The organism is Kordia periserrulae, from assembly GCF_003054265.1.
Classification (GTDB): Bacteria; Bacteroidota; Bacteroidia; order Flavobacteriales; family Flavobacteriaceae; genus Kordia; species Kordia periserrulae.
In genome coordinates this window covers 29,601-41,656 of sequence record NZ_QBKT01000003.1, presented here as the reverse complement: position 1 = coordinate 41,656, position 12,056 = coordinate 29,601, and the positions used below count along the sequence as shown (strand labels likewise).

The following is a 12,056-nucleotide window of genomic DNA, read 5'->3' as shown; positions in this document are numbered from 1 at the left end:
CTTACTTACTACCAAAACATTCAAAACCGTCAGTTAGATTCACATAATAAAAGTAATTCAAAACTAAGTATTCAATATTTAAAATTTCAAAATACTTCTCGATACAAAATTTCTGTGAAATTTCACTCGAAGTGACGATTGGGAACTTGAATTTGAACTCAAACTTACAACATCACACGTCACTTCGATTTCGATTTGTGAAACAAATTTGTATCGAGAAGTACTTTCAATTTTATAGGTTTATAAGATTAACTATTTAAATTCTTAATTCTAAAAACCTTTGATAATATTGCTGTAACAAAAACGTTTTCCGCTTGTCAAATCAAAAATATTATTTGATAAAACTATGAAAAAACTTAATCTGCGTCTACAGAATTACTTTTGTTTATTTTTTGTTATTTCTGCGGCAATATCTGGATTTATAGGAAGAATAATTAGCGATGTTTTTGATATCCATTATTATTTCATTTTTCCAGATGCAAACATGAATCTCGTTTCAGATATATTCATGATTATCTATTATATAAGCGCACTTACGTATTTATATTTTATGCTGCGTAAAATTAGGACTAGTATTACATATTCAATAATGCATCTTTTAAGCACAAGTACTCTTTTCTTTTACGGAAACCTACAACCGTTTGATTATAAAACAATTCTTATATTACAAACTATCGCAACTGCTACTTTTTTCTTAAATGTTTACTACACATTCAAAACATTAAATATTAAAAATAACAACCATTTTTAGATGAAAAAGGAAACCTACATTTTAATAATAATTTTATTCGTGTCTTTTAGTTCTTGCGAAACAAAAAAAGAACAAAGCCCCACAAAACAATCTAATAAAATCGATGAAGTTTCTATTCAAAAAAGGCATGATTCTTTAGATCAAATTCAAAAAATTAAAGAAGTCTTGAAGGAAAAAGATACGCATTCTTTAAAAAATGCCAAAGTATATAATCCTTTTCTCGAACTTGATATAGACGAAGTTATCGCGTACGATTATGAGACGCATATGGATACTGAAATGCCTTATATAATAGATAATAAAGGGAGATTGAATCCAACAGTAACAAAACAAAAAAACCTTACACAAACTCAAATCACAACACTAAAAATATTTTTAGGAAGTGTTGAAACCTACGGAAACGCTAAAGCCACATGCTATGAACCACATTTAGGGATTGTATTTTATAAAGATAAAAAAGTAGTAGCACATGTGAGTATCTGTATTTCTTGCAATCATTTAGCTTCTTCTTTGGAAATTCCTGCAACAACTTACAGAGGCTATAGAACTGACGGATTCAACCCAAAAGCTATAGAGTTTCTTAATGATTTTTGTCAGAGTTTAGAGTTTAGTTATTGTAAAAACTAAAATTAAAAGCATTGGTGTATTATCAAATTGATACATTAATAATCTTTCATTTTTCCAAAGACAGAAATCCGCATCAAAAATCTAAGCATTTATAACATGACACTTCGTATCTTTGCAACTTAGATTTTGAAGGAGATTCAGTTAATGAAGAACGATTTTTTTACATACCAAGCACAAACAACACCGCATCCGTTGGCAATGGAAATTTCACATGCAGACGGAAGTTATATTTATGATACGAATCAAAAAGCGTATTTGGATTTTGTAGCAGGTGTTTCGGCATGTAGCTTGGGACACAAACATCCGCGTGTGGTAAATGCCATCAAAGTACAGCTAGACCAGTATTTACATGTGATGGTGTATGGCGAATACATTCAAAAATCGGCGGTGGAATTGACAAAATTATTAGCCGCTCATTTGCCCAATCCGTTGGAAAAAACATACCTAACCAACTCAGGAACGGAAGCTATTGAAGGCGCGATGAAGTTGGCAAAGCGCTACACAGGACGCTCAGAACTCATTGCCGCAAAACATGCGTATCACGGAAACACACAAGGCGCCATGAGCGTGATGGGATTTGAAGAACGAAAAAGTGCGTTCCGACCATTATTGCCCGATGTGCGTTTTATCGAATTCAACAAGGAGGCCGATTTAGAGAAAATTACAACTAAAACCGCTGGCGTTATTTTAGAAACCATTCAAGGTGGCGCGGGATTTATTGAACCAAAAAATAACTATTTAGCAAACGTCAAGAAACGCTGTGAAGAAGTCGGTGCATTGTTGATTTTAGATGAAATTCAACCTGGATTTGGTCGTACAGGAACACTTTTCGGATTTCAAAACTATAATGTTGTGCCTGATATTGTGGTGATGGGAAAAGGAATGGGCGGCGGAATGCCTGTGGGTGCTTTTACCGCTTCCGCAGAATTGATGGATTCTTTGCATGACCATCCAAAATTGGGACATATAACCACGTTTGGCGGTCATCCAGTCATTGCTGCGGCGTGTTTGGCAACCTTAGAAGAAATCACAGAAAGTGATCTCATGGCACAAACGTTGGAAAAAGAAAAACTATTCCGTGAATTGTTGCAACACAAATACATTGAGGAAATTCGCGGAAAAGGATTGATGCTATCGCTCATTGTAAAAAACAGTGATATCGCCAATCAAATTATATTAGAATCGCAAGAAGAAGGATTGATTCTCTTTTGGTTACTTTTTGAGCCAAAAGCCGTTCGCATCACACCTCCATTAACGATTTCGGAAGAAGAAATTCGAAAAGGTTGTGACATTATTATGAAAGTTTTACGAAAAATGGAAGACTAAATCGCCAATGAAAACGTTAACAAATTTACATAAAGAGAACAGTAGTTTTTCTTTTCCGAAGTGTAGCAGGGATTTTTCGTTAAGAATTTCTGAAACCTTGGAAATCGAAGATTCATGAACTCCTTTAAAGAAAATAGTCAATAGTGAACTAAAAATTTAGAAAAATTCATGCGGTTTTAGTTTTTCCCTTAAAGAAAAACTAAAAACACCTCTGGAAATCGTAGATTCATGAGTTCAATAATCAAAAATATAAAACTCACGAACTAAAAGTGCCCTTTCTTTTGTTTCTTTTCTTTGGGCAAACAAAGAAAACGAACATAAGAACTAAAATTTTAAATTGAATAGATTTACTTTCAATCACCCTAAAAATCAACCATCAAACCATTAAAAAACAAGTACCAAAACGTAGTTGTTGATTACTTTGTTGAAAACAATTGGACAGGAAGTCTCAAATCAAACAGAACATCAACTACATTTAAAGTAACAGAAAATTAAAGCACAACTGCCTATGCTGTTTAGCTCTAACGAAGATTATAACCTTGCACTATCGAAGTTCGAATCGATGTTGAAAACAAACAATGTCTTCTTTTTTGACTCTGCTGAATTCGAAGAAATTACACACCATTATTTAGACGCCGGAAAAGTAGCTTTGGCTAAAAAAGCTATCAAAATTGGCTTGGAACAACATCCGAGTTCTGTCAATCTAAAATTGATGGAAATTGAATTGATGGTCTTCGAAAACAAACTAGATGAAGCCGAAAAATTATTGGATGGACTCTACAATTTGGAGCCTTCCAATGCTGAAATTTACATTCAAAAGGCAAACATCTATTCCAAAAGAGACGAACATTACAAAGCTATTGAATTATTAAAAATGGCGTTGGAATTCAGCGATGATTTGGCGGACGTCAACTCGTTAATCGGAATGGAATACTTATTCATTGACGATTTTAAAGAAGCGAAACGCTATTTTATGAAGTGTATGGAGTTGGATATTGACGATTATTCTTCGCTGTACAACATCATCTACTGTTTTGAATTTTTAGAAGATATCGATGGCGCTATCAACTATTTAAACGAATATATTGATCAAAACCCATACTCGGAAGTTGCTTGGCATCAGCTTGGAAAACAATATTACACTAAAAAAATGTATCCGGAAGCGTTGGCTGCTTTCGACTTTGCTATTATTGCCGACGATCATTTTATTGGTGCGTATTTAGAAAAAGGAAAAGTGCTGGAAAAGCTAGGAGAATACAACGAAGCCATCCATAACTATGAAATAACGTTGCAGTTGGACGACCCAACTTCATTTGCGTATTTGCGCATGGGAAAATGTTATGAAAAACTTGGAAACAACGAATTAGCCGTAAAATTTTATTACAAAACGGTGCATGAAGATCCGTTATTAGACAAAGGCTGGACAGCAATTACCGATTATTACATCCGACAAGAAAATTATCAAAAAGCACTCTATTACATCAACAAAGCAATAAATATTGATACGGAAAATGTTTTCTATTGGAAGCGAAGTGCCGAAATTCATCGCATGTTACAGTTGTATGAAGAAGCGGATATTGCCTACCAAAAAACGGTAGAATTGGGCAACTACGAACTATCAACGTGGATTGCTTGGGCAGATATTTTAAAACTCTTGGGCGAATACAACAACAGTACACATGTACTATTGCAAGCGTTGGAATTTTATCCTGACAATGCTAAAATTGAATACCGATTAGCAGGCATCTATTTCATTTTGGGCGAACAAAGTAAAGGAACATTTCACCTTAAAAATGCACTGCGAAACAACTTTAAAGAACACTTCATGTTTCAAAAGTTATTTCCAAGTGTCATGATGCGTGCGTCCGTAAAAAATATTATTTCAGAATTTCAAAAACCATCCACATAATTCCATACTTTTGCGTGTAGCGTTCATTTTGTAAAAAAATGAGCTCATCAGTCAACTACTTCAAGGATTATCTTGAAGAATTATGCTGATAAAACAGTTAAAAAATCGACGTCAAGCGTCGGAACATTGAAATCTCGATTATCGAGCAAAAACGAATAACTTAGCTACACATGAATAGAAATCTATTCGATTACATCATCATCACTCTCAAAGGTTTGGCAATGGGCGCGGCAGATGTAGTGCCGGGCGTTTCTGGAGGAACTATCGCTTTTATTTCTGGAATTTATGAAGAACTCATTACCTCTATCAACAATATCAATTTCGGATTGCTAAAAACACTTCGAAAAGAAGGGTTGAATGCAGCGTGGAAACAACTCAACGGGAACTTTCTATTGGCGTTACTTGTTGGAATCGGAATTAGTATTCTATCGCTAGCAAAGCTCATCAAAATTTTACTCAAAGACGAACCGATTTTATTATGGTCGTTTTTCTTCGGATTGGTGGTAGCAAGCATCCTATTCATCGGAAAAGAAATCAAAAAGTGGGATTGGAAAACCATCACAGGCTTTATCTTAGCTGCCGTTCTCGCCTACTACATCACCACACTTTCAGGAAGTGAAGCCACGGTCGATTCGCCTTGGTTTATGTTCATCGCAGGCGCATTAGCAATTTGCGCCATGATTCTTCCTGGAATTTCAGGTGCTTTTATTTTAGTGCTACTTGGCGCGTATGAACCTATATTGACTGCCATTGATACGAAAGATGTTAAAATCATTGCGCTTGTGGTTGCAGGTGCTGTCATTGGTTTGTTATTGTTTTCTAAATTGCTCAAATGGTTGTTCAATAATTTCAAAAACATCACGTTTGCAGTATTAACAGGCTTTATTTTAGGTTCGCTCAACAAAATTTGGCCGTGGAAAGAAGTCATAACTATGCGAATGAACTCTAAAGGTGAAGAAGTACCATTTTTAGAAAAAAGCATCTTACCCAATACTTTTGAAACCTTGACGGGAAAAGACAATCAACTTGTACTCGCTATTGTGTTGATGGTTGTCGGATTTTTAACTATTTTCATCATGGAAAAACTCGCGACTAAAAAAGACACAAAACACACATAAATTCATGGAAAACACACGAACGCTCAAAGACAAAATCTTATTAGTTGTCAAAGGTTTGGCAATGGGCGCAGCCAATAAAGTACCCGGAGTTTCGGGCGGCGTTGTGGCGTTTGTGGCAGGTTTTTACGAAGAATTTATTTTCTCGCTACAGCGGATAAATGGCAAAGCGTTTAAATTATTATTCAACGGACGCTTTAAAAGTTTTGGACGCTATATTAACGGACGTTTTTTAGGATTGCTGATTTTAGGAATGTTGATTAGTTATTTCAGTGTTTCCAAAATTCTAGATTATTTCATCCAACATTACAAACTCTATGTGTGGGCAGCTTTTTTCGGGATGATTCTCGGCTCCATTTACTACATCGGGAAAGATTTTAAACATTGGAATCAAGGCACCATTGTAAGTTTGTTAATTGGTGCAGCTGTCGGAATTGCCATTAGTTTGATGAATCCTGCCATGGAAAACGACCATTTAGGTTTTGTATTTATCTGTGGAATTATCAGCGTTTCAGGAATGACCTTGCCTGGACTTTCAGGTTCGTTTATCTTAATTTTACTGGGGAATTACGTCTTACTTTTGGTAGATTCGGTAAATGCATTGTACGATACCATTGCTGAAATGGCGCAAGGAAATTTTGACTTTATTTCCAATGCAAAACGTGTCCGCGAATTGAAAGTTTTGGGTGTTTTTACAGCAGGTTCGGCAGTTGGACTCGTTACGTTATCACATTTACTCAATTATGTTTTAAAACATTACAAACACATCACTACGGCGGTGATTATTGGGTTTATCTCTGGTTCGTTAGGCGTGGTTTGGCCTTGGAAAGAAGAAGTCTATAAAACCAATGAATTGGGCGTGCCTTTGCTAGACTCAAACGGACGAGAAGTTATTGTAAATTACCAACGTTTTATGCCTGAATTTGCTTCAAGCGAAACGTGGATTGCTGTATTTTTTATTGTATTTGGAATCACTATTGTATTAGCTTTGGATTGGTATGGAAAACGAACTAAACAGGTATAAATCACTTTTCGGATTGTTGGGAAGACACATTTCGTATTCGTTTTCGAGAGGTTATTTTTCGCGAAAATTCAAAAACTTACAACTCAACGATCATTTTTATACCAATTTTGATTTGCCTACTATTGAAGATTTTCCAAAAATTCTTCAAGAAAACCCCAATCTTAAAGGAATGAATGTGACGATTCCGTACAAAGAAAGCGTCATTCCGCACTTAGACCATTTACACAAAAAAGCTAAAAAAATTGGCGCTGTCAACACTATTAAAGTTTTGGAAGATGGTTCACTAAAAGGCTATAACACCGATTGCTACGGATTTAAAAAATCGCTCAAACCACACTTAAAAAGTCACCACAAAAAAGCACTCATTCTCGGTACAGGCGGCGCATCAAAAGCGATTGCTTTTGTGTTTGAAGAATTGAACATTGACTACAAATACGTTTCGCGGAAGCCAAAAAACAAACAATCAATTTCCTATCAAGATTTGAGTGAAAAAATCATGAAATCGCATCCAATTATCGTGAATTGTACACCGTTGGGAACATTCCCGAAAATTGAAGATTGTCCTGACATTCCGTACAAATACGTTTCCAAAGACTTTTTACTCTTCGATTTAATCTACAATCCGTCAGAAACCACCTTTTTAAAACTCGGACGTTTGCAAGGCGCACAAATTGTAAACGGTTATAAAATGCTCGAATTTCAAGCAGAAAAGGCTTGGAAAATCTGGAATTCTTAACTAAAATCATTCTTTTTACTGCAATTATAGCAGTTTCGCGTCTGTAAAACTTTGTGGTTTTATTTGTTGTTAGTATCTTCGGTACGTAAAAGCGTGAAAAAGAACCCAAACATTTTATATGATGTTAGAAGAAAAAGACGAGAATCTGCACGAAAATGCAGAAGGAAATTTAGAAGAAAAAGCGGCTGAATCAAGTGCTGAAAGCGAAGCTGAAGTTGAAAATGAACTCGAAACTGAAAGTTCTGAAACTGCAACTGAAAGCAAAGCAACTGAGACTGAAAGCGAAGCTGAAGTTGAAAACGAACTCGAAACTGAAAGTTCTGAAACTGCGACTGAAAGCGAAGCAACTGAGACTGAAACTGAGACTGAAACTGAAACTGACAGTGAGCCAACAAAGGATGAGCATAAAGATGCCGTAAATGAAGTGCAAGACAATGCTGCCGAAGATGCCGAAGACGAAAGTGCTACGGTACGTCACGAAATTCCGATGCTAGACTATCATTCCATGTCTATGGAAAAATTGGTGGATGAGCTTGAAAAATTGGTCAAAAACGAAAAAGTTCAAGCCATTAAGGAACATGTAGAAGGCATCAAATCGGAGTTCAGTCAAAAATACAATGAAGTTGTAGAACAACGCAAAGAAGAATTTATAGACGAAGGTGGAAACATTATCGATTTTCATTTTTCACTGCCTATCAAAGGGCGATTTAACGTTGCTTACAACGAATATCGCAGCAAACGCAACGATTATTATAAAAATTTAGAGAAAGATTTAAACGCGAATCTTGAAAAACGTTTAGCGCTTATTGAAGAATTGAAAGGTTTGTTGAATGTGGAAGAAAACATCAACACTACGTACAAACATTTTAAGCAAATTCAGGAAGAATGGCGCAATGCGGGTTCTATTCCAAAAGCGCAATACAATAATATTTGGCGTACTTACCATCATCATATTGAGCGTTTTTACGACTTTTTACACTTAAATAGAGATTTACGCGATTTAGATTTTAAGCGTAATTACGAAGAAAAATTGAAAATCATTGCGCGTGCAGAAGAATTGGCAAATGAAGAAAATGTCATTCATGCGTTTCGCGAATTGCAAAATTTACACCGACTTTGGAAAGAAGAAGTAGGACCGGTAGCGAAAGAATTACGCGAAGAAATTTGGAATCGTTTTAGCGAAGCTACGAAGGTTATTCACGATAAACGTCAGGAATATTTTAAAAATATTGATCAGGTTTACGAGCAAAATTTAGTCGTAAAAAAAGAAATTATTGCGAAAATTAAAGAAATTGCTGCTGGAAATTACAAAGTTCACAATCAGTGGCAAAACAAGATAAAAGAGGTTGAAAAACTGCGTGAAGCGTTCTTTAATGCTGGAAAAGTTCCGTTAAAAGTCAACGAAGAAACCTGGGCAAAGTTTAAGCAAGTTGTTCGTGAATTCAACGCAAATAAAAATGCTTTTTACAAATCGTTAAAGAAAGAACAACAAGAAAATTTAGCCAAAAAGATGGAGCTTATCGAATTGGCAGAATCCTTGAAAGATAGTGACGATTGGGCAAATGTGACGCCAAAAATGAAGAAAGTGCAATCCGATTGGAAGAAGATTGGACATGTACCGAAAAAGATTTCTGATAAAATTTGGAAGCAGTTTAAAAATGCTTGTAATCACTATTTTGACCGTTTGCATGCGCAGAAAAATGCTGCGAACGCGGAAGAAGTAGAAGCGTTGAAAAAGAAAGAAGCGTTTTTAGCAGAAATAGAAGCGTTTGAACTGTCAGGCAATGCAAAAGAAGATGTGGAAACGATAAAGGAAAAAATTGCCGATTGGAAAGCTATTGGACGCGTACCGTACAACAAAAAGAATATTGACAATAAGTTCAACAAAGTGGTGGACGGATTGTTTAAAAAATTAAACATCGACAAACAAGAGTCTGAATTGATTAAGTATAGCAATCGTTTGGAGAATTTGGACGATGCGAAAATCAATTCGGAGCGTATTTTTATCCGCCGAAAGATTGATGAAATCAAAGGAGAAATTCGTCAATTGGAGAATAATATGCAATTCTTCTCTGATGCTTCTGCCGACAACCCAATGTTGAAAAAAGTACATCAAGACATTGAAAAGCACAAGCAAAATTTAGCGACATGGAAAGCAAAATTGCAGCAGTTGCGTGAGCTTTGATTTTTTAAGTATTGAGAATTGAGATATTCGTATTTCGCATTTCGACAAGCTCAATGCTCAGAAAACAAAATATATAACAAGAAGCCGTTTCTTTTTGGAAACGGTTTTTTTATGTATGTTCTTTTTGTCTATCCTGCCGCTTGGACTGAGTTTGTTGAAGTAAGGCAGAAATCTATTTGATGTACGATTGTAGATTTTTGATTTACAATTTTTATGCTTGTTGCGAGATGCTGAATCAAGTTCAGCATGACGTTTGAATTACATTTTGTCTTTCCTGCGCAGGCAGAAATCTATTTGATGTACGATTGTAAATTTTTGATTTACGATTTTTATGCTTGTTGCGGGATGCTGAATCAAGTTCAGCATGACGTTTGAATTACATTTTGTCTTTCCTGCGCAGGCAGGAATCTATTTGATGTACGGTTATAGATTTTTGATTTTTTGTTTGAAACAGAACTAAAACCTAACACCCAAAACCCAACACCTAAAAAATCAAAGCTTCTTCGCTTCTTCCCAAAAAACGTCCATTTCTGCCAAAGTCATGTCGGCTAGTTTTTTATTGAGTCCCGCCGCTTTTTGTTCTAAGTATTGAAAACGTTTGATGAATTTTTTGTTGGTACGCTCCAACGCGTTTTCGGGATCAATTTTTAAAAATCGTGCGTAATTAATCATGGAAAATAAGACATCGCCAAACTCTGCTTCCATCGCTTGCTGATTGCCTTTTGCCACTTCTTCTTGGAATTCGGACAATTCTTCTTGCAACTTTTCCCAAACTTGTGTGGGTTCTTCCCAATCGAATCCGACGCCAGCTACTTTATCTTGAATACGATTCGCTTTTACCAACGCAGGCAAACTTTTTGGAACACCTTCTAATACTGATTTTTTGCCTTCTTTTAGTTTTAAATTCTCCCAGTTTCGCTTTACATCTTCTTCATCGTGTACCTCAACATCACTGTAAATATGCGGGTGACGACTGATGAGTTTTTCACAGATTTCATTAGCTACGTCAGCAATGTCAAAATCGTTGGTTTCACTTCCTATTTTTGCGTAAAACACAATATGCAAGAGTAAATCGCCCAATTCTTTTTTGACTTCTTCTAAATCATTTTCAAGAATCGCATCGCCTAATTCGTAGGTTTCTTCAATCGTTAAATGACGAAGCGTTTGCATGGTTTGTTTTTTGTCCCACGGACACTGCTCGCGCAATTCATCCATAATGGTTAATAAACGGTCAAAGGCAGCTACTTGTGCTTTTCTGGAATTCATATGTTGTAATCTATAAGAATGGTAAAATTACATATTTAATGTGAGTTCTTTCTAAAATAATCTAAAGCTATTCTTCCTCTTCTTCTGCTAACAAGGCTTCAAATTCTTCAAGCTTCAGCATCACTTCCTCTATTTTAGTATCGACTGTATTGGTGACTTTTAAGATAGCATATAGACCAAATAGGTTTAATGGAATATAAAAGACGAGCGCCCATTTTACCCAAGCATATTCCCAAAAAGAAATACACAAAATAATCACTATCGCTGTTCGTATCGCCCAGCCTACTAGTTTTCTTAGTCTAAATTGCCTAGACAGCTTTATGATTGATGCATAATCGTAATCTTCTTGGGTTTCATCTTCAATCGTGTATTCTATGCCATCTTCCATTCTTGCTATTTAAAATACCATATAACAAATGTACAATGGAATTTTCATTTTTAAGTAAAAGGTGTTTTAAAATCATTTAACACTACGTTTCATTGGAGAAGGCAGACAATAATTGTACTTTTAATTCATCAAAAAGACTTTGTATGAAAGCTTCCCTCATAAAATTATTCGATAGAGAAATTGACCGTTTGCATTATGAAATTGAACAATACAAAGACGAAACGGCACTTTGGAAAGTTGAAAAAAACATTTCCAATTGCAGTGGGAACTTGTGTTTGCATTTGATTGGCAATTTGAACCACTTCATCGGAAACATTATTGGAAATACAGGCTACATTCGCCAACGCGATTTGGAATTTAGCACGAAAAACACACCGAAAGCGACTTTATTGCAAGAAGTTTCAAGCGTTAAAGAAGTTGTCATTACTGCTCTTTCTAACTTCCCTGAAGAAAAATTACAAGATGATTATCCAATTGAAAAAGATGGAGAAAAACCAACATACGAATTGATGTTACTGCATTTGCTGTGGCATTTGAGTTATCATGTAGGGCAAATTAATTACCATCGACGATTGTTAGACAGTTAGACGTATTTCCGCAAAAGCGGGAATCTTTTTAGACTTGCTTAGATGCGTTAGCCTTTTAGCTCTATTATTTATGGTAATAAAAACTCGGCACATTGAGCCTGTAAAACTCGTGGCACATTGAGCCTGTCGAAATGTGGCACGC

At 35.6% G+C, this 12,056-nt stretch carries 10 protein-coding genes; 8 read left to right on the top strand and 2 right to left on the bottom strand.

Annotation, left to right across the window (positions count from 1 at the left end):
* Window positions 1-751: 751 nt before the first annotated feature.
* The 7 genes from C8N46_RS07015 to C8N46_RS06985 all read left to right on the top strand — a co-directional run bounded on the left by C8N46_RS07015 (window position 752) and on the right by C8N46_RS06985 (window position 9,673).
* Window positions 752-1,378 (top strand): hypothetical protein, encoded by a 627-nt coding sequence (locus C8N46_RS07015; protein ID WP_108114179.1) that lies wholly within the window; start codon window positions 752-754, stop codon window positions 1,376-1,378.
* 144 nt (window positions 1,379-1,522) lie between these two features.
* Window positions 1,523-2,704, top strand: a complete 1,182-nt coding sequence (locus C8N46_RS07010; protein WP_108114178.1) for an aspartate aminotransferase family protein — start codon at window positions 1,523-1,525, stop codon at window positions 2,702-2,704.
* Window positions 2,705-3,212: 508 nt separating this feature from the next.
* Entirely contained in the window at window positions 3,213-4,613 is a 1,401-nt protein-coding gene (locus C8N46_RS07005; RefSeq protein WP_108114177.1) for a tetratricopeptide repeat protein, read from the top strand.
* 170 nt (window positions 4,614-4,783) lie between these two features.
* Entirely contained in the window at window positions 4,784-5,731 is a 948-nt protein-coding gene (locus C8N46_RS07000; RefSeq protein ID WP_108114176.1) for a DUF368 domain-containing protein, read from the top strand.
* Between the two features lie 4 nt (window positions 5,732-5,735).
* On the top strand, window positions 5,736-6,752 hold the full coding sequence (locus C8N46_RS06995) for a DUF368 domain-containing protein (RefSeq protein WP_108114175.1): 1,017 nt from the start codon (window positions 5,736-5,738) through the stop codon (window positions 6,750-6,752).
* Window positions 6,727-7,488: a shikimate dehydrogenase family protein gene (locus C8N46_RS06990; protein ID WP_108114174.1), complete on the top strand. Its 762-nt coding sequence runs from the start codon at window positions 6,727-6,729 to the stop codon at window positions 7,486-7,488. Before C8N46_RS06995 ends, C8N46_RS06990 begins: the two co-directional genes overlap by 26 nt.
* A gap of 121 nt (window positions 7,489-7,609) precedes the next feature.
* Window positions 7,610-9,673, top strand: a complete 2,064-nt coding sequence (locus C8N46_RS06985) for a DUF349 domain-containing protein (protein WP_108114173.1) — start codon at window positions 7,610-7,612, stop codon at window positions 9,671-9,673.
* Between the two features lie 492 nt (window positions 9,674-10,165).
* On the opposite strand, the gene mazG is transcribed toward C8N46_RS06985, so the two are convergent.
* Together mazG and C8N46_RS06975 are read right to left on the bottom strand one after the other, a co-directional pair.
* The gene (mazG, locus tag C8N46_RS06980; protein ID WP_108114172.1) at window positions 10,166-10,939 is read right to left on the bottom strand and encodes a nucleoside triphosphate pyrophosphohydrolase; all 774 of its coding nucleotides are present in this window, start codon (window positions 10,937-10,939) and stop codon (window positions 10,166-10,168) included.
* Between the two features lie 67 nt (window positions 10,940-11,006).
* Complete coding sequence (locus C8N46_RS06975; protein ID WP_108114171.1) at window positions 11,007-11,327, bottom strand: hypothetical protein; 321 nt, start codon at window positions 11,325-11,327, stop codon at window positions 11,007-11,009.
* A 143-nt stretch (window positions 11,328-11,470) separates the two neighbouring features.
* Here C8N46_RS06975 and C8N46_RS06970 point away from each other — a divergent pair, with 143 nt between their 5' ends.
* Window positions 11,471-11,914, top strand: a complete 444-nt coding sequence (locus C8N46_RS06970; protein WP_108114170.1) for a DUF1572 family protein — start codon at window positions 11,471-11,473, stop codon at window positions 11,912-11,914.
* The last annotated feature ends 142 nt before the right edge of the window (window positions 11,915-12,056 follow it).

Bases quoted from the DNA above. Each gene is read 5' to 3' on its own strand.
- C8N46_RS07015 (WP_108114179.1), top strand. From the start codon at position 752: ATGAAAAAGGAAACCTACATTTTAATAATAATTTTATTCGTGTCTTTT.
- C8N46_RS07010 (WP_108114178.1), top strand. From the start codon at position 1,523: ATGAAGAACGATTTTTTTACATACCAAGCACAAACAACACCGCATCCG.
- C8N46_RS07005 (WP_108114177.1), top strand. From the start codon at position 3,213: ATGCTGTTTAGCTCTAACGAAGATTATAACCTTGCACTATCGAAGTTC.
- C8N46_RS07000 (WP_108114176.1), top strand. From the start codon at position 4,784: ATGAATAGAAATCTATTCGATTACATCATCATCACTCTCAAAGGTTTG.
- C8N46_RS06995 (WP_108114175.1), top strand. From the start codon at position 5,736: ATGGAAAACACACGAACGCTCAAAGACAAAATCTTATTAGTTGTCAAA.
- C8N46_RS06990 (WP_108114174.1), top strand. From the start codon at position 6,727: ATGGAAAACGAACTAAACAGGTATAAATCACTTTTCGGATTGTTGGGA.
- C8N46_RS06985 (WP_108114173.1), top strand. From the start codon at position 7,610: ATGTTAGAAGAAAAAGACGAGAATCTGCACGAAAATGCAGAAGGAAAT.
- mazG (WP_108114172.1), bottom strand. From the start codon at position 10,939: ATGAATTCCAGAAAAGCACAAGTAGCTGCCTTTGACCGTTTATTAACC.
- C8N46_RS06975 (WP_108114171.1), bottom strand. From the start codon at position 11,327: ATGGAAGATGGCATAGAATACACGATTGAAGATGAAACCCAAGAAGAT.
- C8N46_RS06970 (WP_108114170.1), top strand. From the start codon at position 11,471: ATGAAAGCTTCCCTCATAAAATTATTCGATAGAGAAATTGACCGTTTG.